A 25812-nucleotide genomic window follows, 5' to 3' on the forward strand; every position below is an offset into this window, starting at 1 on the left:
ACGCCTATCTTTGTCCCTATGGCAAAAACTAAAGGTGAAACACCCTTAATGCAGCAACACCGGGAAATCAAACAAAAATATCCCGATGCAATTCTGCTATTCAGGGTAGGAGATTTTTATGAAACCTTCGGACAGGACGCTGTCAATGCAGCCAGGGTACTGGGTATTACGCTGACCAAGCGTAACAGTGGCAATCCCGATGCCATGGAGCTCGCGGGATTCCCGCATCATGCCCTGGATGCTTATTTGCATAAACTGGTTAAGGGTGGCTACCGGGTAGCAGTCGTGGATCAGTTGGAAGATCCAAAGGCTGCCAAGGGGATTGTCAAAAGAGGGGTAACAGAGCTGGTGACACCCGGTCTGGCGGTTGATGATAAGCTATTGGAAAACGGCAGCAATAACTTTTTAGCCGCCATCCATTATACGCCCCACGAGATGGGGGCCGCTTTTTTAGATATTTCTACTGGTGAGTTTTTTGTGGCCGAGGGAAGTGGAGAATACATTGAAAAATTAGTACAGTCCCTTAGACCAGCAGAGATCATCTATCAGCGCAGCCACCAGAAAATATTAAAAGAACAGTTTGGAACCGACATCTTCACTTATACTTTAGAGTCCTGGATTTTTGAACTGTCCTTTGCAAAAGAGGCGCTTTTAAAACATTTTCAGGTCCATAGCCTCAAAGGCTTCGGGATCGACCAATTGGATAGTGGCATCATTGCAGCAGGGGCAATCCTTTATTACCTGAAAGAAACCCAGCATCCGGATCTGGATCATATTACCCAGATTCAACGCATTGAAAAGGACGATTTTCTTTGGATGGATCGTTTTACGATTCGTAATCTGGAACTGTTGCCTGCCGGCAGGCAGGCCGGGGAGCAATGCCTGTTACAGGTACTGGACAATTCCCGCACCGCTATGGGGGCCAGGCTCTTGAAAAGATGGCTGATTATGCCACTCATTGATCTAAGCAAGATCCAGCAGCGCTTATCTAGTGTAGAAGCCCTGGTTCTCAGCCCCGACACCTTACAATCTTTGCAAAATTTGCTCTCCGGATCTGGCGATCTGGAACGCCTGGCCAGCAAAGTCGCTATGAAAAGAGTAGGCCCCAGAGAAGTGGTACAACTAGCCAGTAGTCTGGAGGTCTGTCAGCAGGTACGATCGCTTTTGGAAGGCCAAAAAGATCCGCTGCTTGGTAGTCTGTCGGGACAGTTGACGCCACTGGAAGAAATCAGAGAAAAAATTTGCCGGGAATTGGTGGCTGAGCCGCCTGCGCAGGCCTCAAAAGGAGGTATTGTTGCACCAGGTGTATCCAGCGAGCTGGATGAACTCAGAGAGATATCCGCTAATGGCAAAAGCTATCTGGAAGCCATGCAGAAAAGAGAAGCGGAGGCCACAGGCATTTCTTCTTTAAAAGTGGGCTTCAATAACGTATTTGGCTATTATCTGGAAGTGACTAATCTGCATAAAGATAAAGTCCCTGACAACTGGATCCGTAAACAGACGCTGGCCAGTGCCGAAAGATATATAACAGAAGAGTTAAAAGGGTACGAAGAAAAGATAACCGGTGCTCAGGAGAAAATAGCCGTATTGGAAAGCCAGATCTATACGCAATTATTAGAAGTGCTTGCCGGTCATACCCGTAGTCTGCAAGTCAATGCGCAGTTATTGGCCACGCTTGATTTATTGGGGACTTTTGCCAGTAATGCATTAAAATATAATTACCATAAGCCGACCTTACACAAAGGCACAGGTTTACATTTGAAAGAAAGCCGTCATCCGGTCATAGAAAGGCATCTGCCACCTGGAGAACCTTATGTTTCCAATGATATTGTACTGGACGCCGATAACCAGCAGATTATTATTTTGACGGGTCCTAATATGAGTGGTAAAAGTGCACTTTTGCGCCAGACGGCCCTGATCACACTCATGGCACATATGGGTAGCTTTGTGCCGGCTAGTCAGGCAGAAGTCCCCTTGACCGATAAGATCTTCACGCGTGTAGGGGCCAGTGATAACCTGAGTGGCGGTGAAAGTACTTTTATGGTAGAAATGAACGAGACGGCAAGTATTATTAATAATATTTCTACCAGGAGCCTCATTTTGCTCGATGAGATCGGCCGGGGTACATCCACCTATGACGGGATCTCTATTGCCTGGAGCATTGTAGAGTATTTGCATGGGGCTGCTGGAAAACCAAAGACCTTGTTTGCCACCCATTATCATGAGCTCAATGACCTGGAGTCTTATTTACCCAGGGTCAAAAACTATCATATCACCAATAAAGAAATCGGCCATAAGATTATTTTCCTTCGTAAACTGGCACCCGGAGGTAGTACCCATAGCTTTGGTATCCATGTAGCAAAGATGGCCGGCATGCCGCCATCTCTGACAGACAGAGCCACAGAAATCTTAAAACAGCTGGAGCTGAAAAGAGATGACGACGGATTAGGTGGTAGTGTTTCCAACTTAAACAGTCATGAAGAGGGTAAAACAGAAGGGGCTAGGATGCCGAGCGTTCAAACTGCTTCGGAAGGCTTGAAAAAAGCGAATGCGCCGCATTTACAACTGAGTATTTTTGATACGCATACGGAGGTTTTTGACCAGATCCGCAGTGCGCTTAATGAGATAAATATTAATGAGCTGACGCCGGTAGAGGCGTTGTTAAAACTCAATCAGATCAAGGGTTTGCTCAAATAAACAAATTAGAATATATTCACACAAAGTTAGAAAACTAAAAATGATTAAATATACCACTGGATTTGTCGATAAATTAGAGGATATCTTAGAAGAATCTAAATACACTGTGCGCTATGAAAGAGGCAATTTTCAGAGTGGCTGGTGTTTGCTCGACCATAAAAGGGTGGTGGTGCTCAATAAGTTTTTAAATACGGAAGGAAGGGTTAATACACTGGTTGATTTGATTCCGCAGCTAAAAATTGATTATGATAAGCTGACGCTTAACTCCCAGAAACTCTTTGATTTTCTGACAGAAAACCGGCTGGAGAAACTAGGCATTGAGCGTCCAAAAGAAGATAATGAGCATGAGGATAATGCTACGGCAGCTGACACTGAATCTAATACAGATAGCGAGACCCAAAGCGCAGATCAGCAGCCTGCGGAAAATCAAGGCAGCGAAAATGATGAAAATGATGAAAATGAAGTGGACTTAGCGCAAACGGACCCAGCGCCAGCCGCAGAAGATCAACTTTCTGAAAATCAGCCAGCCAGTGGCAACACTGATGCAGAAGCTGATTCGCAGGGAGATACGAAAGGAGATACTGATAAGCACACTGACCTTGAAAATCAGTAAATTAAAAATAAGTCTAAGGCTAAAGCATAGAGAATGGGTAATGAAGAATAAAGAATAAAGAATAACTTATTTGCATCAACCTAAAAAATAATGCATTTATAAATAATAAAATTAATCCATATGAATTTGATAGGCAATATTATCTGGTTGATATTTGGCGGACTTTTAGTAGGCCTGGAATATTTTATTGGCGGTATTATTCTTTGTTTAACCATAATCGGTATTCCCTTTGGTTTGCAAAGTTTTAAACTGGGGATTGCCTCCCTGGCGCCTTTTGGATTAAAAATTATAGATAAGGCCGCCATTAAGGGCAGCGCCCCAGGATGCCTTACCACCTTTTTAAATATACTTTGGATTTTATGTGGCGGGATCTGGATTGCACTGACCCATCTGGTATTCGGGGTAATATTATGTATTACCATTATCGGCATTCCTTTTGGCAGACAACATTTTAAACTAATGAGCCTTTCTTTGATGCCTTTTGGTAAAGCACTGATTTAGACAATTAGCACGGTTGTATTACAAGAAATGTCAAACTAACTTTTTATCCTTAAATGCGCTTTGCCGGCGCATTATTGTTTTATTTTCCTATTTTTGGAGGAAGCATGCTATTTGATCATGCTTTGAATAAGTATTATCAAATAACACCCATTCACAAATCACTCGGGATATCTGTAATCACCGGAATTGACGGCTACTTGGATAACTGTTTTAATTTCAAAGGGAGCGCAGATGTTCAGGATCATTTTAAAACATTTAAGGACGATCGATGAAAACAAACCGTAAGATGCTCGCAGGCACCTGCTTGTTATTGGCATCAGTACTAACACTTCAGGCACAAAGCACCCGCGAATCTTTTGATAATGATTGGCAGATCCAATTGGATACGGCCAATATCTATGTGCCATCCAGATTAGAAAGCAAACCTTGGGTAAGCGTGCAATTACCCCATGACTGGAGTATTGAACAACCTTTTGATCAGTATAGCCCCAGTACCAATGGGGGCGCATCACTCAGAGGTGGAACGGCCATGTACAAAAAAGAATTTACCCTGCCAGCTTCAGATAAGGACAAACACCTTTTTATTGATTTTGACGGTGTGTATATGAACAGTACCGTTTGGATTAATGGGCATCAGCTCGGCACGCGCCCTAATGGTTACATCTCCTTTCAGTATGAACTCACTCCTTATTTAAAATTTGGTGCCAAAAATGAAATCAAGGTATTAGTGCACAATCATCAGCCTAATTCCAGATGGTATAGTGGCAGTGGTATTTACCGCAATGTCTGGCTGGAGAAAAAAGGAGATGTTTACGTAGAGCATTACGGCACATATATTACGACACCTGAAGTTTCCAGCAGTCAGGCTACGATAAAACTGCAAACCAAAGTCAAAAACACGCTGGACAGATCCGTTCCGGTAGAAGTCAAGACGGTAATTTTTGACGATGATAAAAGAGTAGTAAAAATTCTAACCGATAAATTTACACTCGCGGCTGGCCAGCTATTGGAAAGAAGCAAAGAGGCACCTATCACTGCCCCTAAATTATGGAGTCTGGAAACGCCACATCTATATAAGGCCGTAACAGAAGTTTACAGAGGTGGCAAAAAGGAAGATACGTACACCACCAGCTTTGGCATTAGAAGCTTCCATTTTGACAGGGAAAAAGGCTTCTTTTTAAATGGCAAATCCATAAAGATTATTGGGGTGTGTATGCATCATGATATGGGAGCTCTTGGAAGTGCTGTGAATTACCGTGCCATGGAGCGGCAGTTGCAGATTCTTAAAGACATGGGGATAAACGGGATCAGAACCTCGCATAACCCCCGGCACCTGAGTGGTTGGAGCTCTGTGACAAGATGGGCTTTATCGTCATGGATGAAGCGTTTGATATGTGGAAGAAAAAGAAAAACAATTTTGACTATCATTTGTATTGGGATCAGTGGTACCATAAAGACCTGGTAGATCAGGTGCTCAGAGACCGCAATCATCCCAGTGTATTTATCTGGAGCATCGGCAATGAGATCCCAGAGCAATGGGGAGGAGATAAGGATACGTCAGGTCGTAATATTACCAGAGCATTGACCCATATTATAGACAGTTTGGACAACCGGCCGACAACTGCTGCCTTGAATGATCCCAAAAAAGACAATAATATTGCCCGTACCGGAAAACTGGGATTGATTGGTGTCAATTATCATCATAAGGGCTGGGCGAATTTGCCAAAGGAATTCCCTGGACAGAAATTTATACTGACAGAAACTGTGTCATCACTGCAATCAAGGGGCGAATATTTACAACCTTCCGATTCAATCAGACGTTGGGCAGGTTTTACCAAAGAAAAAAATGGGGGAACACCAGATTATATCTGCTCCGCCTATGACAACAGTTCTGCCCCCTGGGGATCTACCCATGAGGAAACCCTGAAAGAATTACTCAAATATCCTTTTTTGAGCGGTATGTATATTTGGACCGGATTTGATTATTTAGGCGAACCGACTCCTTATCCATTCCCTGCCAGAAGTTCCTATTTTGGTATTGTAGATCTGGCAGGTTTCCCTAAAGATGTCTATTATCTTTATCAGAGCCTGTTTACGGATAAAGATGTGTTGCATGTTTTCCCCCATTGGAATTGGAAACCCGGTCAAAAGATCGATATCTGGGCCTATTATAATCATGCAGACGAAGTAGAACTATTGCTTAATGGTAAGTCTCTGGGTGTCCGTAAAAAGACGGGAGATGACCTGCATGTGGCCTGGGACAGTATTCCATTTGTGGCAGGCACCTTAAAAGCCATTTCCAGAAAAAATGGCAAGATTGTTAAGGTAACGGAAATCCATACAGCAGGTAAGCCGTACAAACTGATCGCAACTGCTGACCGTTCTACTTTACAGGCGGATAACCATGATTTATCCTTTGTCAAAATTCAGGTAGAGGATCAAAATGGCAACCTGGTGCCTTATGCAGATAATTTGCTGCATTTCTCCCTTAGCGGGGATGGGGAAATCGCTGCTCTGGATAATGGTAAAGAGACGGATCTCAGGCCTTTCAGTGATAAAGAAGCGCGGAGTGCCTATAACGGCTTGGGCCTTGCCATCATTAAAGCGCATAATAGTAAAAGCAATCTAAAATTGACAGTGACCAGTGAAGGCCTGCAGCCTGCTACCGTAGACATCGAAGTTAAATAAAATAAGCGTTGGATAGAACAAGCACAAATAATATAAAAGCCCCGATCAGTCGGGGCTTTTATATTATTTGCTTTTATAACCCTTTTACACTGAAAGGATCGGATCCCTTGTTTTTTGGTCTTTTTAGAGGTATTATTTCTATCAGCCCATTATCATTAAAAAGTTCAGAGTGGCTTAAGTCCTCTAAATATTTTTTTTCTGTCACGGTTCCTTCATATAAGAGAACATATAACTTCTCAGCATCCATAAATCCTCCAATTCGAATTAGTGGTATCGGGTCTCTAGGCATTTAAATCTTTTTTATGGCAATATTGTTAAATTATTTCGATTTCCTAATTTAGGCACTCCTTTATATCTACCCAGTAAGTAGTCTCTCCTTAATTCTTTATCGAATCGAATATTATAGTCTTCCAAAGAATGCAAATGGCTGCCACCTTTTTTATCTTTAACGATAAACCAAATCTCATCCTTTCTTAATAATTTTTGCGTAAATAATATTGATTCGTGACTGGCGACAATAAATTGACTGTTTATGCCTTCGCATTTATCTAAAAAGAAATCCATTAAATCATACACTAAATTTGGATGCAAGCTTCTTTCAAGTTCATCGACAATAAATACATTGTTCCCTTTGAATAGATCAATCATTAAGGGGATTAAGTCCATAATTCGTCTTGTTCCATCTGATTCATCTCTTAAATCAAATAATTCATGGCCGCCACCAGTAATCTCATGCTTTGTTTTCAGGATTTTTGCCGCTAATTTGTCAGGTTGTTTTTTCAAAATGATATAATATTTATCATCTTGTGGATTTGATAGAAAGGCACTTGTTTTTTCTGATTTCTTACTTAATAATTCTGCTTTGATATCTTCTTTTAAGTCTTCTGGTACATCAATTTTGTCGAATGATATTTCCTTAAGATCGATTCCGTTAATACCTGTATCAAAATAATCAAGCATTTCAGTAAATAAATTCTGCAAATCCGTATTTTCAAACAGTTTAAATGAATTTTCTTTATTTTTGGAACTAGGGTAAATTACGGTTAATGCATTTTGAAACCAATCAATAATATTTAAGAGGTCTTCAATATTGCTGACATGTTCTGTAATATTGCTATTCCTTATCTGTGTTAGAAATAATTGATTACGTGGAGTGCTCTTGGCGGTAAATTCAATAAATTGATTTTCTTCTTTCTTATTTAATTTTTTAAAATAACTTAAATCAAATCCTTTTACTGTTTCGCGTTCAAATATTTTTGTTTCGGATGTTTTTGTTATCTCAAAGAGCCATTCCTCTTTAATTTCGGTGGAATTGAAAACAAAACCATAGGCATAATTTTTATTTTTATGTTGGATTTCGTATTCAAACCTTGAATCAGCATTGGCTGCATTTTTATCCAATTTGAATGATTCAAAACTGATTGGTTGTTCGGCCTTAGTTCCCTTCAATATCAGATTTTTACCAAATTCAATTGCCTTTATTAGGTTTGACTTACCCGATGCATTTGCCCCATAAATTACTGCTGACTTAAGAACCGTTAATCCATTAACGGGTGATGATTTATGTTGCGCTTTAAGCGTGCCTCTACCTGGGATTAAAGAGAATATTTGTCGTTCATTAAAAGACAGGAAATTCTCTACTGAGTACCTAATCAGCATAATTTATTGAATGTTTTAATGCAAATGTAGTGATTTTTTCACAATTGATTATTTATTTGAGTATTTATCTTACAGGAATTTATTGACGTTTTTTATGTTTTTACTAATGGTGATAAAAGGAGGGAGCACCAGATTATGTCTGCTCCGCCTATGACAACAATTCTGCCCCCTGGAGATTAATCCATGAGTAGAATTTAAATTTGAAGGGGTTACTCAACTTACCTTTTTTGGGCAGTAGGTGTGTTTGGACAGGATTTGTTTATGTTGACGAACTTACTCTCTATCCGTTCCCAACCAGAAATTCCTATTTTGGAATTGTGGATCTGGCTAGTTTCCTCAAAGATGTCAATTATCTTTAAGTTTCAGGTTGCATCTAGAATAAAGGATATTTCATCGGATATATGTTGTAACAATTTTAAATTAGATGACGACATTCTCCGCTTGATTTAAAATTTGAGGTCCAATATATTTATCTAAAGACTGCGGAGTAACAAGTTCTACTTTTCGACCTAGTAACTCTTCAAGAAAAAAGGAAAGATCCATAAAGTTGTCGAAATTTTTTTGCTCAGGTTTGAAAAAAACGAGCAAATCAACATCACTTTTTGCAGTGGGCGTACCATGGGCAAAGGAGCCGAAAAGGCTTATTTTTTCAACACCGAAAGCCTTAATTTTTAATCCGTTTAGCTTCAATAAAAGAAGTAATTGATCCTTATTTTGAATATTATGTTTCACTATATAAAGATATGAAATATTTGAATTATCTTCACCTAGAATGTTACAGGGAATTCTATTGTCCCCAATCACACACACATATATAATATATATGACAGCTTTGTCAAAGTGGAAGTTTTAGAATCTAAGGGATAATTTATTTTGATTAGGATATGAGTAATTTGGTTAAGGACTTATAATTAATAAATTTTGTTAAAAAGTGGCTTTAGCGTGTTCGTTTTTAATTAATTTCAATCTAATCGATATACAAATTCCTCAATTTCTGCCTGGCGCGCATTGGCAAATCCAGTGTCACTACCTGTTTTGAAAAACCCATTGTTGAGCAGTACTTTTTGCGAACCGATGTTATCAAAAGCAGTCCGCCCAAATATGGGCCGCATTCTTTCCTGGATTAGAAATAGTTCAAGTGCTTTAGTTGCTATACCTTTTCCCCAGTATTTACGGTTGATCCAATAAGTGATTTCTGCGTCTCCTTGTATCTCAAATTTAGAAATACTGCCCACAATTTTGTCCATGATAAAAATGGTTTTCATGTTGATAGTGGGATCGGATAACAGGGGAGTATACTTTTGCATATAGGCCTCTTTATCTGTAGGATCCTTGGCTGTAAAAGCAGCCATATTTCCAGCCACCTGATCTAACTGAAATTTGAAAAACTGATCCAGGTCTGCTAGCTTGGACGGGTGAAGTTGTAGCTCGTAGGAGGGCATATGATGGCCTTTATGAATAGGTGCAATATCGCAAAAAACAAATATAACATTTAATCTTTGTTTCCCCAGATAGTAAATTGATGCGTTATATGAATGCGCCTAATAATATATAAGCAGACTACAGACAGTACTATAGTGCCATTTAACGTTTATAATCCGCCAAAAGTCCTTTTTTTTTTCGACTTTTGGCGGATTATAAACGTTAAATGTGTTAACATTATAATGATGTTATTCCTTCGGAATGGTTGTGGAAGCAGCGCCATAATTAATTTGAACCCAAAATTTATAAAAATTATGTGGGTATATTATCCATCAATCCGCGTGTAAAAAACGATTCAATTTTTGTTAGGCCAAACTGGTCGCTACCAGTTTCTTTTCAAGTGCTTTATCTAAAAATGCGGGTAAGATTACTTTTTGCGTTAGCAGAATTTTATCTGGATCATCAAGTTTATCCAACATATCCCAGTACTTAGCTTCTCCATGTTCTGCAATCACGCGGGCTTTATTGATGTCTTTCAGCAAATGATCCCGCATACTGATTGCATCTGCCTCCGGATGGAACTGGGTACCGATCATTTCTGCAGAAAATCGAACAGCCATGATTGCCCTTTCCAAAGGGACATGAGGCCTTTCTTTTTCTAGAGCCAATACAGTAGCACCAATGCCATTTAGTTGGTCAAAATCGGGTTGTATAACCTGGTAATCCCGGCTATCTACGGCGTAAAATGGTTCAGGTAACTGTTCAAAGATCGGTTCATGCAGACCGCCCCAGATCTTATGTACTGGGAATACACCAAATGAGGTGGATTTTCTTTGGCAAACCTTGCCGATTTTAAAGAAGCGACAGGCCAGTTGAAACGAATGACAAATAAAGAACACATGTTTTTTCTGGTCTTCAGTAGCCTGGGTATTGTAATAATAAAGCTGATTGATCAGGTCAAAGTATTTATTTTCCCATTCCCAGCCTTCTTCATCAAAAGGAGACCCTGGGCCTCCACTGGAGATGTAGATATCAAAAGAGCTGTCCGGAACTTCATCTTTTTGCCGTACATCAAATACGGTAATGTCAAAGGGAAGCTCATGCTCATTTTGATATTGCTGCAGGATGTTTAATATACAGCGCAACCCCTGATTGGGGACACCATTATTTAAATCCAGCACCGCAATATTGATTTTAGTTGTCTGCGTTTCCTTGATTAACATCCTGCAAAGGTACGAAAATTATATTTTTAAGAATTTGGATATGGCTTTTTTAACGGTGACAGTTTTATAATACATTATTTATCAGGTAGTAATGTATTGTTGTTGAATATATTTCATTGCAAATTTAACGACATCTTCTAAAGGCTGCTTTTTTGGGAAGATAAAGGAGTTGTTTATTAGCACCTGTGCCTTCGCGCAGGATTTTCTCCACATCTTTAAAAGTAAAATTATTTATTTTAAGCTAATTGAGACCTCATCATTCATGTTTATAGAGGTGACAAAACAGCACACTCCCCACATAGAGGCAAAATTTTAAATTCTTTCGCAGGGTTGATTGCTGTTAACTTCCGTTCAATTTCTTCTTCTGTAATACAATCAGATAAAAGTTCTCCGCTTTAAAGAAGTTCTTTATTTTATTGTTTTAATCAAAGAACCATTTTTGTATTCTACTTGACTTTGGATGCTGCCCTCTTTAGTATAAACAGTCCATATACTATCTTTTCTTCCGTTAATCCAATGTTTTTCACTTCGAATTTTTTTTGGATTAAAACTATAGTATTCTTTTATATGCTTTATCTCATCTTTGCCAACATACTCAATTTCCTGATCGAAGCCATACTTAATTTTGGATTTTCCTTGTTGATGTTTAAAGACATAATATCCACTTATTATAAATGCTATTAAACTTATGTACCAGTATTTTTTAATCCAATTAAAATAAAAAAAAGGAGTAATTATAGTGATGATTAGAACGCCATATTTTGCAGCCAACAGCAAAGTAACAAAGAAAGTGAGTGGCTTTTGTTCTCCTCCAACCGTTGTGGCGAATAGTATAGGTATAACTAAAGCGCCTATTATAAAAAGAATAATTAACCAAAGTAATATTAATTTGAATGGATTTAATTTCTTGAACATGTTCCGTTATTTAGTTTTTATAAATTTCTCATTCTGAAAAACATATGTTCCTTCTGGATGTGTATTAATCTGATTCCAAAAATAAAAAATAGAATGTCCTTTTCCTGAGCCATGATTCCTTACCCTTTTCTGTGCATTTTCATTTGAAAAATCATTGCCGTGTAACCATCGCAATTGACGTTATCTCTTGCATTTTCATATTGCTTTAAAGAAGTACCAATAACAGCCTTATTAGACGGGTCATTTTGTTGAAAGGAAGCCAAATAAAATTCAGTAATCTTTAGCTCTCGGCATTCATCAGGATGCTTTATTGCATTTGCAATAGCTTGAATCAACACTTTTGCATATGCTCCAGCCATTCTGTGAGCCATAACTTTAATAATTTCAGTAATCACTTCATTTGTTTTTGCAAAACTTATAATTATTTTTCTGCTTTGTGTTCACCTTCTGCATATCCTGCATTATAGCGATATGCGAGGTTTAAAATATCATAATCTCCAAGGTAAAAAACGGAAGAAGAAAATATTCCAGCCATACCTCTGACCTCGCCTCCTAAATATAAAGATTTCTTGTCACCGAAATGCTGCATCACTTGCTCATCAATATTATAATGGATTATTGATCAAGCCCAAAATCTATCTGTAATTATTTTCCGTTATAAGTATACTTGTTATGCTGAGGCTCTGTAGTTTGCTGTACCCCAATTCTTTTTTGCTGCAAGCCGAATGGATAGTAACTATAGGCTTCCAGTGTTGGACTGGATAAGTTATAATCATCTGTGATCACCCGGGTATTACCCAGGTGATCCTTCAGGAAGTAATCATATACCCAGATGTTTCTGGCCATATTAACCCATAATGCGCCTTTCGGAGTGCCAAAGAACTACAGTGTGTCATTGCGATAGACGGTTCCTCCGATATAGGTGTTATCCTGGTTTTGGAATCTTAATTCAATTTGTATTAGATAAGCTACATCGATATTTTACACTCGCTATTTTATCTTCCATAGCTGCCATTTTCTTTGGCAGAAAGTACTCATAATGGGTTGCTGGTTATTTTAAAAACTCATCGGTTACAAATTTAACCACATCTTCTAAACGCCCGGTTTTTTGGAAGATACTAAGTTGCTTGTCAGCACCTGTGCCTTCGCGCAGGATTTTCTCCACATCAGCAATGGCTTTACGGCTGCCCAGGTCATCAACTACATCATCTACAAATTCCAGTAGTTCACCAATCAAAAGCCTGACCGGCACCTCGATTTCTTTCCCAAAATCGATTAATAATCCATCCAGGCCATATCTGGAAGCGCGCCATTTATTTTCATTAATCAAAAAGCGCTTGTAGATCATATAATTCATATTTTGGATGCGCAGCTTATAGAGCTTCGCGCAGATCGCCTGGAAGAGCGCTGCCAGTGAAATACATTCATCTGTAGTAAGCGCCACATCACAGACCCTAAATTCAATGGTATTATAGACGGGGTGCACCCTTAAATCCCACCATATTTTTTTTGCATTATCTATACAATTGGTTTTGACCAGTATTTTTATATAATTGTCATATTCTTCGATAGATTCAAAAAAGTCAGGAATGCCCGTTCTGGGGAACTTATCAAAAACTTTAGATCGGTAAGATTTAAAACCGGTATTTCTTCCCTCCCAAAAAGGAGAGTTGGTGGATAGCGCATAGATATGCGGTATAAAATAACGCACGGAATTGGCAATATGGATCGCCATTTCCCTGGATTCAACGCCGATGTGTACATGCATGCCAAAAATTAAATTTGACCTTGCAGCATCCTGCATTTCATTGACGATTTCATGGTAGCGGGGATTCTCAGTAATGGATTGTTTGTGCCATAATGAAAAAGGGTGGGTGCCGGAGGCACCGGCCAGTAAGTTTTCCGAGGCAGCTATTTCAGCGATGGTGGTTCGGAGCTGACGAATATCCTGGCTGGCCTGCTCGACATTTGTACAGATAGAAGTCCCCACTTCTACCACCGCCTGGTGCATTTCTGCTTTCACCTTGCCCTCCAGAGCCAGTTCTGTTTTTTCAACAATCCTGTTCTGATGACTTTTGAGTTCAAAAGTCTGAGGATCTATAATCATATACTCCTCCTCAATCCCGATGGTAAATTGCGCTAAGTTCATGTTGGGAAAATTGAAAAACGGCTGTTAAGTGATTAAGGTATAACTTATTTATGAAATCAAGGGTTCTCTTTTGATGACCTGACGAAGGTACTTACCCCAGGTGAGATTATCTATACCTTCTTTAAAATTACTGGCTTTTTCGATAGCGAACCTGGCCATATGCTCCACGACCCATTCAAAATTTTCCACTCCGACCGAATTTTTGTCCGCATCCGGAGCGGGATTGCAAAAATCAATCGCATATGGAATCCCGTCTTTCACCGCAAATTCAACCGTATTAAAATCATACCCTAGATATTGATTGATTTTCAGTACATCATTTTCCATACGAGTCAGTAAATCCTGACTGGGATTAAAATCAGCCTGGTAACGCAAATGGGGCTGATTTCTGGGGTCATAGCCCATAATGCGAACATATTTACCGCCAACAGCATAACAGCGGTAATACTGGTCAAAAACGATCTCCTCCTGCAAGAGCATAACCAGCCGGCTGGTCTTTTGATGAATATTATAAAAATCATCTGCGTTTTCCACCCGGTAAACGGATTTCCAGCCCCCGCCGGCAAAAGGCTTCATATAGGCCGGGAAACCGACATAGCTGAAAATGCTATCCCAGTCCAAAGGGTAGGCCAGGTTGCGGAAGGATTCACCCGTGGTATCCTCCGGGAGGTCAAAAGAGGGAGGATGGCTGTTTTGGGCAGTGCGATATCTATCTTTTCTGCCAGGCAATTATTGAAGAATTTTTCATCAGCACTCCACCAAAACGGATTATTGATGACGGCTGTTCCCTGCAGGGCTGCATTTTTCACGTAAGCCCTGTAAAAAGGCACATCATGGGAGATCCTGTCTACAATTACGTGATAAGTCGTTGGCATCCCCTGGAAAACCTTATCTATGAGCACTGCTTCTGCCTTATAGGCTCCTTGACCCAATTGATTCACCCGGTCAATAAAGGCCTGAGGAAAGCTGTTTTCCTGACCAAATAGAATCCCGATTTTTTTTGCATCGTTCATATGTTTGTTTGTTTAAGGGTTTGCGTGTTGGGTAACAGGTGTCAGAATACCAGTTGCGTCTTTGTTGTTAAAATCAAATTTAAAGCGTAGATATATAATGGGGAACATCTGTTTCCAGATGGGCCAGTCATGAGGCTCATCGCCTCTGATATCCAGCCAATGCTGCATATTTTTGCGTTCCAGAATCCCGGCAAGTCGCTGATTTTGTTCCAGGCATATATCCGCCCAGGTAGTCCCTAAAATGATCTTTTGTTCCCATAATTCCGCTCTGTTATCTTCTGCCAAAAAGGCCATTGGGTTATTATAATAAATCGTGTCGTTTTCAAAACCGTTTGTATGACTGCTGATATCAAAAATCCCACTCATAGAAATAATGGCCTCCGTAATTTCCGGATGGCGAAAACCAAAATTGGCGGCATGGTACCCTCCAAAGCTACAACCGGCCGTGATTATTTTTTTCGACCCGTTTCCGCCGTGGCCCGGCGATAGACTTCCTCCAAAATAAACTGATCATAGCTTTGCTGTGCCTGGGCCCGCTGGTCAGGATGAATCTCTTTATTATACCAGCTGCGGTGATCTATATTAGCTGGACAATAGACCGTAATATCCCCATTTTCAATAAACCACTGCACACTGTCAATCAAACCCCGGTCTTTGGCTTCAAAATACCGGCCCATAGAAGTAGCAAATAATACCACAGGCCGTCCTGCATAGCCAAAAACCAGCATTTCAGCATCTTCTTGCAAATTTGGCGAATACCATTTGTGATAAGCTTCTTTCACGCTCTAATTATTCAGACGGGTGTTTGCGGGTTTTGATTCTCCCCCATCTGATCCTTCCAACTAAAGATACGAATTCTTCAAAACCAACCATCAAACAATCTTTTTTTATAAGCAAATCCAATCCAATCAAATCAAAATAAAGAAACGCGAAGCAAAGGTCGGGTGGGAGGTAAGCCTTCTCCAAAGCGCGACGCAAGCCTTTCTTAAAAAAACTCCAATTGCACAATTAGTAAGTCCAGGTAACAAAAGCAGCCCGGCCTCCAGTGTATAACGGAGGCCGGGCTGTTAATACTTTACGCTAATACTTAAGCGCTCGCTTTATTTGCTATTTAGGACCACTGGCTTCGCTTTTTCAAAGAGGCCAGTAAGGTCAGGTTAATTTCCTTTTTTGCTATTATTTTCCTTATCATACTGCGCATTTAAGGCAGAGAGTAACTCATTAGTAATATCCAGGGTAGAATCCTTGTAATAGAAATTATCATTCTCATTGGTTCCCACAATAAAACTATAGCCTTTTTCCTGTGCAAATTGCTTCAGGTATGCCTGGATTTTACTTCTGACTTTTTGCAATTGGACATCTCTTTCCATGCTCAGCGATTGCCCCAGACGTTGCGCCTTATCTTGGTTTTTCTTGGTCAACTCATCAATTTCTTTGCTGTACGACAATTGTTCCGCCTGGCTCATGGAAGGACCTTTTTGGTTGGCTTCCTGTATTTTGGCCGCCACTTCCTTGCGCAGGTCACCAATTTGATCTTCCACCTGTTTGTTTTTCTTGATAAGTGCCTCTTTGGCTTCTTTCATATACTTATAACTATCATCGATGGAGTCCATCTCAAAATAAGCAATATGTTGTGCGGCTAGCACGGTACCAGCAGAATCTCTGGAGGCAGTCACATGGTGACCAGCCGTTTTGTTCTTACCGCCAAATTGCAGGAAAAACAAAATAATGACAGCTACAATCAGCACTATGTTAGATACAATAAAAAATTTCTTCATGCTCTTTTTGATTTCTAATTTCTATTTTCTTTTGCGATTTTCTTTGTTTTTAGCTCCTTATCAGCAGGAGCTCCTATTTCAGCTGTGAAAATACCAATTATTGTACTAAAAACTGTTAAGCAGCCCCTTTAATTCTGGGAAACTTTGCCTAATTTTTTAAATCCCGTTCAAACAGGCCGCTTCGCATACCTAGGGCAACACTGATAGTTAAAGTGGAGGGAAGGTAGCCGCTGGTCGCGAGAAGAAAGAAAGTAAAAAAGAAAGAAGGCAGGAAACGCACTTTTGCGTTTTCCTGCCTTCTTTCAATTATGAGCTCTTATGAGGTCTCGATTTATAAACCTTATTCTTCTTCGTCAAAACTCATGGCCTCTCTGGCGGTAGCCAGCAATTCATATTCTTCCTTGCTGCCTACGATCAGGTTTTCAAATTCATGTAAACCAGTACCTGCAGAAATCAGGTGACCAGTGATTACATTTTCTTTCAGACCGATCATTTCATCAGATTTACCTTGTATAGCTGCAGAGCTTAATACCTTGGTTGTTTCCTGGAAGGAAGCCGCTGAGATCCAGCTAGGCACACCTAAGGAAGCTTTGGTAATACCCAGCAGTACCGGATGAGCGGTAGCTGGCTGTGCATCTCTAACTTCAACCAATTTTTTGTCCTCTCTGCGAAGCAGGGAGTTTTCCTCTCTGAGTTCACGTACACCAACGATCTGACCGGCCCTGAAGGTCTGAGAATCACCAGCTTCGGTTACTACTTTCTTGTCGAAGATCTTATCATTTTCGTCATTGAATTCAAAGCGATCCACCAGGTCATTATCCAGGAATCTAGTATCACCAGCATCCACGATTTCAACCTTTTTCATCATCTGACGAACGATTACCTCAATGTGTTTATCGTTGATTTTTACACCCTGCAGACGGTATACTTCCTGAATTTCGTTGACAACGTATTCCTGAACGGCATAAGGTCCTTTGATAGACAGGATATCGATCGGCGCAGTCTGTCCATCAGACATTGGCGTACCGGCTTTTACAAAGTCACCGTCCTGCACCAGAATCTGACGCGTTAACGGCACCAGGTATTTTTTCACGATACCATCCTTGGCTTCTACCACGATTTCCCTGTTACCACGTTTGATATTACCAAAGGTAACAACACCATCAATAGCGGTTACAACAGCCGGGTTGCTTGGATTACGGGCTTCAAACAGCTCTGTAACACGAGGCAGACCCCCTGTGATATCCCCACCTTTACGCATGGTACGAGGAATCTTAACGATTACCTGTCCAGCTCTGACGGTGTCGCCTTCTTCAGCAGCCAGACGGCTACCGGTTGGCAGGTTATATTCTTTCTGATCCTTACCATCAATGATAATGGAAGGCAGTTTGGTTTTATCCTTGGATTCGATAATTACTTTTTCGCGGTGGCCAGTCTGGTCATCTGCTTCCTCACGGTAAGTAATACCATCAATGATATGTTCAAATCCGATTGTACCGGCCTGTTCAGCAATAATTACATTGTTGAACGGATCCCATGTACAGATCACTTCTCCTTTTTTGATTTTCTGACCGTTTTTCACGCTCAGTGTAGAACCGTAAGGAATATTATGGGTATTGAGCAGGCGGTCATTTTCAACATCAGAGATACGGATTTCACCCGTACGACCGATAACAATTTCTACCTTATCTCCGTCATTATTCTCTGTCTGAACCGTCCTTAGACCGTCAAACTGGACCGTTCCGTCAAATTTGGCGAGCAGAGAAGATTCTACAGAAGAAGAACCTGCGATACCACCCACGTGGAATGTACGCAGCGTCAGCTGTGTACCAGGTTCCCCAATGGACTGGGCAGCGATAATACCTACTGCATCCCCTTTCTGGGCCATGTACCCAGTAGCCAGGTTCTTACCATAACATTTTACACAAACACCGCGTTTAGCCTCACAAGTCAGTACGGAGCGGATCTCAACGGTATCCACGCCCACTTCTTCGATTTCAACGGCTTTGCTGTGCGTGATTTCTTCCCCTGCTTTAATGATCAGCTCACCGGTCAGCGGATTATAGATGTCATGCAGTGATGTTCTCCCTTCTATTCTGTCAGAGAGCGGTGAGATGATCTCTTCATTGTCTTTCAGTGCAGAAGTCGCAATACCACGCAGCGTACCACAATCCTCTTCTGTGATGACAACATCCTGAGAAACGTCTACCAGACGACGGGTCAGATAACCCGCATCCGCTGTTTTAAGTGCCGTATCCGCCAGACCTTTACGGGCACCGTGGGTAGAGATAAAGTAATCGAGTACGTTAAGACCGCCTTTAAAGTTGGACAGGATCGGATTTTCAATGATCTCAGAGCCAGTGCTACCGGATTTTCTTGGTTTGGCCATCAGACCACGGATACCAGCCAGCTGTTTAACCTGCTGCTTACTACCACGCGCTCCGGAATCCAGCATCATGTATACAGAGTTGAAGCCCTGTTTGTCGGTCTTCATCTCATGGATCAGGGTTTCTGTCAGACGTGTATCCACACGGCTCCAGATATCGATCACCTGATTGTATCTTTCATTATTGGTGATCAGCCCCATATTGTAGTTGTCCCATACCTCTTCTACTTCAATCTTCGCATTGTTCAGCAGTTCATCCCTGGTATCAGGAACGATCAGGTCATTGATGGAGAAGGACAGACCGCCTTCAAATGCCATACGGAAACCTAATTGTTTGATGTCATCCAGGAATTTTGCGGTAGCAGGAACATCGGTAATCTTTATAATATCCCCTACGATCTCCCGCAGGCTCTTTTTAGTCAGCAGGGCATTGATATAACCTACTGGTTTAGGTACAAACTGATTAAACAGTACACGACCCACAGATGTTTCCACCAGTTTGGTTACCAGATCACCATTTTTCTCACGCACAGCAGCGCGCAGTTTGATGACCGCGTGTAAATCCACCCTTTTTTCGTTACGGGCAATCAGTACTTCTTCCGCACTGTAAAAGGTCATGCCTTCCCCTTTAACGATTTCCTCTGGTGTACTTTTCTTTTGTTTGGTAATATAATAGAGACCCAGTACCATGTCCTGAGAAGGCAGGGTAATAGGCGTACCATTTTGTGGATTTAAGATATTGTGAGAGGCCAGCATTAATAACTGTGCTTCCAGGATCGCTGCATTGCTCAGCGGCACGTGTACGGCCATCTGGTCACCATCAAAGTCAGCGTTGAAAGAAGCGGTTACCAGCGGATGTAGCTGGATGGCCTTTCCTTCTACCATCTTCGGCTGGAAGGCCTGGATAGACAGACGGTGCAGGGTTGGGGCACGGTTCAGCAGTACCGGATGTCCTTTCATGATGTTTTCCAGGATATCCCATACAATGGCTTCTTTCTTATCCACTAATTTCTTAGCGGATTTTACCGTTTTTACAATACCTCTTTCAATCAGTTTTCTGATGATAAATGGCTTGAAGAGCTCGGCTGCCATATCTTTTGGCAGACCGCATTCATGCATTTTCATTTCAGGGCCAACCACGATAACAGAACGACCGGAGTAATCCACACGTTTACCCAGCAGGTTCTGACGGAAACGACCTTGTTTACCCTTTAAGACATCACTTAAAGATTTCAGGGCACGTCCACCTTCAGCCTTAACCGCATTGGATTTACGAGAGTTATCAAATAAGCTGTCCACGGCTTCCTGCAACATACGTTTTTCATTACGCAGGATCACCTCAGGCGCCTTAATTTCCATGAGCCTTTTCAGACGGTTATTACGGATAATAACCCGGCGATAAAGGTCATTGAGATCAGAGGAGGCAAATCTGCCACCGTCTAATGGTACCAATGGACGAAGCTCCGGTGGAATCACCGGAATATATTGCATTACCATCCACTCAGGGCGGTTGGTAATACGGGTAGAGGCGTCACGGAATGATTCCACAACGCTTAGTCTTTTAAGTGCATCCGCTCTACGCTGCTGACTGGTCTCATTGGCGGCAGCATTACGCAGATCAAAGCTCAGCTGATCCAGATCCAACAAGTTCAGCAGATCTGCCACAGCCTCGGCGCCCATTTTGGCGACAAATTTCTGAGGATCATCATTAGGCAGGAACTGATTGTCTTTTGGAAGGGTTTCCAGCAGATCCAAATATTCTTCTTCTGTCAACAAATCACCGACCTTCATGCCCTTTTCTTCCAGGACACCCGGCTGGATGACAGCATATCTTTCATAATATACAATGGTTTCCAGCTTTTTAGAGCTGGTACCCAGTAAATAACCAATCTTATTGGGCAGGGATTTAAAGTACCAGATATGAACAATAGGTACCACCAGTTTGATATGGCCCATACGTTCACGACGAACCTTTTTCTCAGTTACTTCCACACCGCAACGGTCGCAGACAATACCTTTATAGCGAATACGCTTGTATTTTCCGCAGGCACATTCATAATCTTTAACCGGCCCAAATATTCTTTCGCAGAACAGACCATCACGTTCTGGCTTGTAAGTACGATAGTTGATGGTCTCAGGCTTTAAAACTTCACCAAAACTGCGTTCTAAAATTGTGTCCGGTGATGCCAGACCAATCGTAATCTTAGAAAAGGTGGATCTTGGTCGATTGTCTTTCTTGATTGCCATATATGATTTCAAATTTGAAAATGAAAATTTTTGCTTTTTTTCCGCGGTCCCTTTGGCCTGCAGACGGTTTAAACTGGTACAAATAAAAAACTGTAACTACATTTTTAATCAATGTGTTACAGACTATTTGGCACAAGCCGCCCTGTAGTAGACCCTACTAAAACCCGAGAAAAACGCAAAAAGTCAATGTACATAGACCCGCAAAGGTAATATTAATCTCTCAAAACAAAAATTAAAATTTAGCGCCTCATGCCCGTTAAATCGGCGTTAAATGCTAATAGGCAGCTGTAAACCGCTGTCGGATAAACCGTGGATTTTCCAGTTCATCAACAATGGCCATGGAAAGATCCTCAATGGAAATAACAGAGCGGCCATTTTCATCAAAAACCGGTGATTCCAGATTGGTACGGTAATGGCCCCGCCTGATTCCGGCGGTGGTCTTATTCATTTCTATGGCCGGACTGACAAAGGTCCAATCCAGCGACGTATTTTGTCTGAGGATATTTAAATAATCCCTGTTGGCTGAAGCCCCCGCAAAAAAAGCTTTTGGGAAATCCGGGCTGTCAACCAGCTGCCGGCCGGTTTCATCATACAGACTGCCTGCACCACCGATCACCATGAACCTTTTAATCCCAGATACCTCAACACTGTGCTGGATACTAATCGCACCTTCCATGTAAGCTTCGTAATGGTCTGGATTGGTCCAACCGCCACTAAATGTGCTGATAACCGCATCCTTTTCAGCGAGTAAGGGCAAAAGCTGATTGCCATCCGTCGCATCCGCCTGATAAATATGCAACTGCTGGCTACCTCGATCCTGGTGAATCTGTGTATTGGCGTGCCGGGAGATAGCGGCTACCTGATGATCTCTAGCGCATAATTCTGTCAATACATGCCTGCCGACAAAGCCAGTGGCGCCAATGAGTGCTACCTGCATATTGGGCGTGTTTTAAGGTGAATAGTCATAGCCGGTAGGGAGCAAGCGCTTAAAAAAGTATCACTACTCCCTTACAAAGGTATCCAAGTAATGCCTATTTTTTAAAACGAATAACTGTTATTATTGTTTCTCTAACAGATTGGTCTGTAAAATTTTTAACAATTTTGGGAAAGCCAGCTGATCCATTTGCTGTAAGGAGTGCCAGTTGTGAGATGCAAGCAAAGGCGGTTTTTTAGTCAGTTTTACCCGGTAAAAATAGCCATGGATCTTCTGATGCGTCAGCTGTTGGGCCGAACAGGGCAAGCGCTGAATATCTTTAGATGATAGCTTAATATCTAATTGATTTTCAATGAGCTCCTGGATGCTGTCTATTGTCCAGTCAGGTGAGGCGGGGGATTCTACCGGGTAAAATTCATGCAGGTTCTCCCAGATATCACCAGCAGGTCTTTTTTGAACATAAAATAAGGTGTTGGCTGAATTTTTATTTTGGGCAGGTAATTCAAGTATCAGCCAGGTGATATGGCGGGTTTTCTTTTGCAGGGTTTTTTCTTTTTTGGGAAGCGTCATAACGCGCGCGGTCCTTTTTGCCACGCAGCTATCCTGCATTACGCAGCTGCCGCAAAGCGGTTGGGCCGGCTTACAGACAGTAGCCCCAAAATCCATTATCGCCTGGTTGTAGGCGGCTGGCTCAGTTTTACTCAGTGTTTTTTCTGCCAGCCCTTGGAACTGCAGCTTACCATTAGCGCTGTCTATGGGCGTATCAATGCCAAAAAACCTTGCCAGTACCCTAAATACATTGCCGTCCAAAACCGCATAAGGCTGGTTAAAAGCAAAGGCAGAGATGGCTGCTGCCGTGTAGGGGCCAATTCCTTTTAGCGCCAGTATCTGCTCATATTGACTGGGAAATATTCCTTGATAATCCTGACTAATCACTTTTGCTGTATGCAGCAGATTTTTGCACCTACTATAATAACCAAGGCCTTCCCAGTCTTTAAAAACCTGATCAGGATCAGCTGCCGCCAGATCCTGGATCCTGGGATAATGAAGAATGAATTTCTCATAATAGGCTAGCCCTTGTTCTACGCGTGTTTGTTGCAGTATAATCTCACTGAGCCAGATTTTATAAGGATCCTTTTCCCCTTTCCAGGGCATTTGACGGCGGTTTAGCTCCCGGTGCCACTGTAGCAGCCTACTGGTAAATAAAGCAATGACTTTGGCATTACTGGTGGGCATTGAAGGGTTCAGCCCACTGTCTGAGTCTATATCAACTTTCTTTTTCTTTGCTTTAATTGCTTTTATCTCTTTAGCCACAATATTCGGATTATAATCTCAATCTTCAAGTAAGGGTGATTGACTCCACCTAGCAGTCTCCAGCCACCTAAAATAATGCTTTATTAAATTGCATCTGCTACTAAAATAGGCATATCTGATAATCAGCAGCCAGGCAAATCTACTATTTATATAGCCTTTTGATCTGAATGCGTCAGATTATTTTGCCCCTTATTTTTGCCCTTTTATTCTGAACTGCCACCATTTTGGCAGTGGCGCTGCGGCCGTGCCCGGCCTTTTTCTTGCCAGCGACAGGGTCTGTAAAAACACCGCAAAGAGTATAAAGAGAAAACCGATATAAAAAGTATTGGAAAGATCCTTATTCTCATGGTAGATCACAAATGCCAGAAGGATGCCATATACGGGTTCCAGCGTCAGTGTCAGATTCATAGTAAAGGCACTGAGCTTTTTTAAGGCCTGGGTATATAAAATAAAGGTAAATATGGTACAAAACCAGGCCAGAACAATCAGCCAGATCCATTCCCTGCCTGCAGGCAGCCAGGTAATGGCCGGGAAGGCGTGGTTGTAAAAAGGCATCAGGACACTTAGCCCGATAAAACCACCGGTCAGCTGGTAGAGCGTGAAAGATTCTGGTTGGTATTGGTCTACAATTTTTTTGTTTAGAATAGACACTGTGACTGTTAAGAAACAGGCCAGGATACCAATATAAAAGCCGGTAGAAAAGTGCAGATTGGTCTGATAGATCATAAAAATACCGACAATGGTCAACAGACCAAAAAAGAGCTCCTTGATATTGATTTTGCGGCCAAAAAATAAAGGTTCCAGTATGGCAGAGACAAAGCCTGAGCCTGATAGGCAGATCAAGGCAATGGAGACATTGGCATATTTAATACTACCATAAAAGCACAGCCAGTGCAGTGCCAAAAGTACACCGATACCGCCTATGGTTAGAAACTGCCTGGCTGAGATCTTTTTGATTTTACCAGTTGCTCCAAATAAAATCCACATGGTCACCACTGTGAGCAACATACGCCACCAGACCAGCCAACCCTCGTTCAGGCTTATGGTTCTGCCGAGTACACCGGTAAAACCCCAGAGGAAGACAGCTATATGTAATTTGATCAGTGCACGTTTCATGTAAAAAAGTTAGAAAAATGAGGCAAAATTACTATAATGCAATGGACTTGCTGATTTTATTCACAATTTAGCAATCCTTCAACGAATAATGGTTAGCATCCATGTTATTAGCTGTGATATACAGGTATTTTGTCTCCGCATATATTAACCACCAGCCTGCACACAGTAACAATAAGTGACTTACCTTTGAATCAAACAAATAGCAGTATAAGAATCATGGATTTAATAGAGGTAACCCCGGCGGCTCAGGCAAAAATTGAGGCGTTAAGGGCAGCAGCGGCTGAGCAAGGTAATCCTTATCTGAGACTGGGTGCCAGAGGCGGCGGATGCGGTGTGGCTGTCACTTATTATCTGGGATTTGATAAGGCAGAGGCAACTGACCAGGTTTTTAGCGTAGCGGGCATTGATTGTATTATCAATAAAGGACAACTGATGCAACTCCAAGGTATCAGACTGGATTATCTGGAAACAGACAGTGAACAAGGATTTCAGTTTATACCTGCTGCGGTCAGCTAAGCAAATGGCGTAGGCAAGAACGGTAGATTAGACCGGTAGCATAGAGCACACGGAAATAGGTAGATGGAAAGGCTAGAAAAATAAAAACAAAGGATATAAAAACCTTAGGTCCCATTTGAACAGTGTGTATGTATGTATGTATGCATGCATGTATTTATAATTTTATGTGTATATATATTCGCGGATGAGCCTGTAATTTTATCCGGCACAGCTCAGTGAACCAGACCTGAATTAGCCCAGGGCTATTAACTTCAATCCAAGATCAAAATAAATCATCAATGGTTATTTTTCAATTTATTTTTTTGCAGATCATCTTGCTATTGTCCGCATTCAATAAAACAAATAGCAAAATACACTCAGGCGCAAAGCAGCCGGCTTCGCCTGTAAGGAAAAGAAAAATTAAAGCTGTTTTATTTATGGCAGAAGGCCTTTTACAGCTTTTTATCGGCTGGTGTTTTTGGGGAGATCCTAACCGTGGAGAACTATTTTTTCTGGCTGGGGGAGCACTTTGGATACTGGCAGGAGTTATCACTTTTTTGTTTACAACCAAACAACCCCTGAGGAAGCATCCTGTCTCAGACATTTAAATAACGATAACCAGATACCCTGGCCTGACTTCCCAACGTTGAACACAAAAGGTT

25 protein-coding genes and 1 pseudogene are annotated in these 25812 nt (G+C 41.4%); 7 read left to right on the forward strand and 19 right to left on the reverse strand.

Annotated features, from left to right (window positions below):
• Positions 1 to 18: 18 nt before the first annotated feature.
• The 5 genes and pseudogenes from mutS to FSB73_RS24955 all read left to right on the forward strand — a co-directional run bounded on the left by mutS (position 19) and on the right by FSB73_RS24955 (position 6499).
• Positions 19 to 2697: a DNA mismatch repair protein MutS gene (gene mutS / locus FSB73_RS12840; protein ID WP_146782806.1), complete on the forward strand. Its 2679-nt coding sequence runs from the start codon at positions 19 to 21 to the stop codon at positions 2695 to 2697.
• Between the two features lie 40 nt (positions 2698 to 2737).
• Positions 2738 to 3310, forward strand: coding sequence for a hypothetical protein (locus FSB73_RS23505; RefSeq protein WP_192904057.1), 573 nt, complete (start codon positions 2738 to 2740; stop codon positions 3308 to 3310).
• A 120-nt stretch (positions 3311 to 3430) separates the two neighbouring features.
• Complete coding sequence (locus FSB73_RS12850; protein ID WP_146782810.1) at positions 3431 to 3811, forward strand: YccF domain-containing protein; 381 nt, start codon at positions 3431 to 3433, stop codon at positions 3809 to 3811.
• A gap of 286 nt (positions 3812 to 4097) precedes the next feature.
• Positions 4098 to 5374, forward strand: a pseudogene (locus FSB73_RS24950) (glycoside hydrolase family 2 TIM barrel-domain containing protein); the annotation flags it as partial.
• A gap of 396 nt (positions 5375 to 5770) precedes the next feature.
• Positions 5771 to 6499, forward strand: coding sequence for a DUF4982 domain-containing protein (locus FSB73_RS24955; protein WP_225974829.1), 729 nt, complete (start codon positions 5771 to 5773; stop codon positions 6497 to 6499).
• Between the two features lie 73 nt (positions 6500 to 6572).
• Here FSB73_RS24955 and FSB73_RS12860 read toward each other — a convergent pair whose 3' ends face one another.
• The 19 genes from FSB73_RS12860 to FSB73_RS12935 form a co-directional block, all read right to left on the reverse strand.
• Positions 6573 to 6788 carry a hypothetical protein gene (locus FSB73_RS12860; protein WP_146782815.1) on the reverse strand — a complete coding sequence of 72 codons (216 nt, stop codon included), beginning with the start codon at positions 6786 to 6788 and terminating at the stop codon, positions 6573 to 6575.
• A gap of 11 nt (positions 6789 to 6799) precedes the next feature.
• Entirely contained in the window at positions 6800 to 8158 is a 1359-nt protein-coding gene (locus FSB73_RS12865; protein ID WP_146782818.1) for an AAA family ATPase, read from the reverse strand.
• 420 nt (positions 8159 to 8578) lie between these two features.
• A complete protein-coding gene (locus FSB73_RS12870) occupies positions 8579 to 8890 on the reverse strand; it encodes a nucleotidyltransferase family protein (RefSeq protein ID WP_146782821.1) in 312 nt (103 codons plus the stop codon).
• A 230-nt stretch (positions 8891 to 9120) separates the two neighbouring features.
• Complete coding sequence (locus FSB73_RS12875) at positions 9121 to 9600, reverse strand: GNAT family N-acetyltransferase (RefSeq protein ID WP_146782824.1); 480 nt, start codon at positions 9598 to 9600, stop codon at positions 9121 to 9123.
• Between the two features lie 345 nt (positions 9601 to 9945).
• Complete coding sequence (locus FSB73_RS12880) at positions 9946 to 10803, reverse strand: type 1 glutamine amidotransferase (protein ID WP_146782827.1); 858 nt, start codon at positions 10801 to 10803, stop codon at positions 9946 to 9948.
• 408 nt (positions 10804 to 11211) lie between these two features.
• A complete protein-coding gene (locus FSB73_RS12885; protein ID WP_146782830.1) occupies positions 11212 to 11718 on the reverse strand; it encodes a toxin-antitoxin system YwqK family antitoxin in 507 nt (168 codons plus the stop codon).
• Positions 11719 to 11837: 119 nt separating this feature from the next.
• Positions 11838 to 12113: a hypothetical protein gene (locus FSB73_RS12890; protein ID WP_146782833.1), complete on the reverse strand. Its 276-nt coding sequence runs from the start codon at positions 12111 to 12113 to the stop codon at positions 11838 to 11840.
• A gap of 26 nt (positions 12114 to 12139) precedes the next feature.
• The gene (locus FSB73_RS23300; RefSeq protein ID WP_158639535.1) at positions 12140 to 12310 is read right to left on the reverse strand and encodes a hypothetical protein; all 171 of its coding nucleotides are present in this window, start codon (positions 12308 to 12310) and stop codon (positions 12140 to 12142) included.
• Positions 12311 to 12363: 53 nt separating this feature from the next.
• Entirely contained in the window at positions 12364 to 12564 is a 201-nt protein-coding gene (locus tag FSB73_RS12895) for a hypothetical protein (RefSeq protein WP_146782837.1), read from the reverse strand.
• A 205-nt stretch (positions 12565 to 12769) separates the two neighbouring features.
• Positions 12770 to 13867, reverse strand: coding sequence for a carboxylate-amine ligase (locus tag FSB73_RS12900; RefSeq protein ID WP_146782840.1), 1098 nt, complete (start codon positions 13865 to 13867; stop codon positions 12770 to 12772).
• A gap of 48 nt (positions 13868 to 13915) precedes the next feature.
• Positions 13916 to 14488 carry an ATP-grasp domain-containing protein gene (locus FSB73_RS24960; RefSeq protein WP_225973981.1) on the reverse strand — a complete coding sequence of 191 codons (573 nt, stop codon included), beginning with the start codon at positions 14486 to 14488 and terminating at the stop codon, positions 13916 to 13918.
• The gene (locus tag FSB73_RS24965; RefSeq protein ID WP_225973982.1) at positions 14440 to 14880 is read right to left on the reverse strand and encodes an ATP-grasp domain-containing protein; all 441 of its coding nucleotides are present in this window, start codon (positions 14878 to 14880) and stop codon (positions 14440 to 14442) included. The genes FSB73_RS24960 and FSB73_RS24965 overlap by 49 nt, the downstream gene beginning before the upstream one ends.
• Positions 14881 to 14892: 12 nt before the next feature.
• Entirely contained in the window at positions 14893 to 15246 is a 354-nt protein-coding gene (locus FSB73_RS23510; RefSeq protein ID WP_192904058.1) for a hypothetical protein, read from the reverse strand.
• Between the two features lie 83 nt (positions 15247 to 15329).
• A complete protein-coding gene (locus FSB73_RS23515) occupies positions 15330 to 15662 on the reverse strand; it encodes a hypothetical protein (RefSeq protein WP_192904059.1) in 333 nt (110 codons plus the stop codon).
• A 375-nt stretch (positions 15663 to 16037) separates the two neighbouring features.
• Complete coding sequence (locus FSB73_RS12915) at positions 16038 to 16658, reverse strand: OmpH family outer membrane protein (protein ID WP_146782843.1); 621 nt, start codon at positions 16656 to 16658, stop codon at positions 16038 to 16040.
• A 340-nt stretch (positions 16659 to 16998) separates the two neighbouring features.
• Positions 16999 to 21291, reverse strand: a complete 4293-nt coding sequence (gene rpoC, locus FSB73_RS12920) for a DNA-directed RNA polymerase subunit beta' (protein WP_146782846.1) — start codon at positions 21289 to 21291, stop codon at positions 16999 to 17001.
• A gap of 274 nt (positions 21292 to 21565) precedes the next feature.
• Complete coding sequence (locus FSB73_RS12925) at positions 21566 to 22228, reverse strand: NAD(P)-dependent oxidoreductase (protein ID WP_146782849.1); 663 nt, start codon at positions 22226 to 22228, stop codon at positions 21566 to 21568.
• A 120-nt stretch (positions 22229 to 22348) separates the two neighbouring features.
• Positions 22349 to 23539, reverse strand: coding sequence for an A/G-specific adenine glycosylase (gene mutY / locus FSB73_RS12930; protein WP_225973983.1), 1191 nt, complete (start codon positions 23537 to 23539; stop codon positions 22349 to 22351).
• Between the two features lie 189 nt (positions 23540 to 23728).
• On the reverse strand, positions 23729 to 24655 hold the full coding sequence (locus FSB73_RS12935) for a DMT family transporter (RefSeq protein ID WP_146782852.1): 927 nt from the start codon (positions 24653 to 24655) through the stop codon (positions 23729 to 23731).
• A gap of 216 nt (positions 24656 to 24871) precedes the next feature.
• Between FSB73_RS12935 and FSB73_RS12940 the strand changes: the two genes are divergently transcribed.
• A complete protein-coding gene (locus FSB73_RS12940) occupies positions 24872 to 25171 on the forward strand; it encodes a HesB/IscA family protein (protein ID WP_146782855.1) in 300 nt (99 codons plus the stop codon).
• Positions 25172 to 25587: 416 nt separating this feature from the next.
• Entirely contained in the window at positions 25588 to 25758 is a 171-nt protein-coding gene (locus FSB73_RS23305) for a hypothetical protein (RefSeq protein ID WP_158639536.1), read from the forward strand.
• Positions 25759 to 25812: the final 54 nt, after the last annotated feature.

Source organism: Arachidicoccus ginsenosidivorans (assembly GCF_007971385.1).
Lineage (GTDB): Bacteria > Bacteroidota > Bacteroidia > Chitinophagales > Chitinophagaceae > Arachidicoccus > Arachidicoccus ginsenosidivorans.

Coding starts and splice junctions, on each gene's coding strand:
- FSB73_RS23505 (WP_192904057.1), top strand. CDS start 2,738: ATGATTAAATATACCACTGGATTTGTCGATAAATTAGAGGATATCTTA.
- FSB73_RS23510 (WP_192904058.1), bottom strand. CDS start 15,246: ATGAGTGGGATTTTTGATATCAGCAGTCATACAAACGGTTTTGAAAAC.
- FSB73_RS12915 (WP_146782843.1), bottom strand. CDS start 16,658: ATGAAGAAATTTTTTATTGTATCTAACATAGTGCTGATTGTAGCTGTC.
- FSB73_RS24965 (WP_225973982.1), bottom strand. CDS start 14,880: ATGAACGATGCAAAAAAAATCGGGATTCTATTTGGTCAGGAAAACAGC.
- FSB73_RS12925 (WP_146782849.1), bottom strand. CDS start 22,228: ATGCAGGTAGCACTCATTGGCGCCACTGGCTTTGTCGGCAGGCATGTA.
- FSB73_RS24955 (WP_225974829.1), top strand. CDS start 5,771: ATGTATATTTGGACCGGATTTGATTATTTAGGCGAACCGACTCCTTAT.
- FSB73_RS12860 (WP_146782815.1), bottom strand. CDS start 6,788: ATGCCTAGAGACCCGATACCACTAATTCGAATTGGAGGATTTATGGAT.
- FSB73_RS12875 (WP_146782824.1), bottom strand. CDS start 9,600: ATGCCCTCCTACGAGCTACAACTTCACCCGTCCAAGCTAGCAGACCTG.
- FSB73_RS12880 (WP_146782827.1), bottom strand. CDS start 10,803: ATGTTAATCAAGGAAACGCAGACAACTAAAATCAATATTGCGGTGCTG.
- mutS (WP_146782806.1), top strand. CDS start 19: ATGGCAAAAACTAAAGGTGAAACACCCTTAATGCAGCAACACCGGGAA.
- FSB73_RS12940 (WP_146782855.1), top strand. CDS start 24,872: ATGGATTTAATAGAGGTAACCCCGGCGGCTCAGGCAAAAATTGAGGCG.
- FSB73_RS12935 (WP_146782852.1), bottom strand. CDS start 24,655: ATGAAACGTGCACTGATCAAATTACATATAGCTGTCTTCCTCTGGGGT.
- FSB73_RS12895 (WP_146782837.1), bottom strand. CDS start 12,564: ATGGCCAGAAACATCTGGGTATATGATTACTTCCTGAAGGATCACCTG.
- FSB73_RS12885 (WP_146782830.1), bottom strand. CDS start 11,718: ATGTTCAAGAAATTAAATCCATTCAAATTAATATTACTTTGGTTAATT.
- FSB73_RS12850 (WP_146782810.1), top strand. CDS start 3,431: ATGAATTTGATAGGCAATATTATCTGGTTGATATTTGGCGGACTTTTA.
- FSB73_RS23305 (WP_158639536.1), top strand. CDS start 25,588: ATGGCAGAAGGCCTTTTACAGCTTTTTATCGGCTGGTGTTTTTGGGGA.
- FSB73_RS12865 (WP_146782818.1), bottom strand. CDS start 8,158: ATGCTGATTAGGTACTCAGTAGAGAATTTCCTGTCTTTTAATGAACGA.
- FSB73_RS12900 (WP_146782840.1), bottom strand. CDS start 13,867: ATGAACTTAGCGCAATTTACCATCGGGATTGAGGAGGAGTATATGATT.
- rpoC (WP_146782846.1), bottom strand. CDS start 21,291: ATGGCAATCAAGAAAGACAATCGACCAAGATCCACCTTTTCTAAGATT.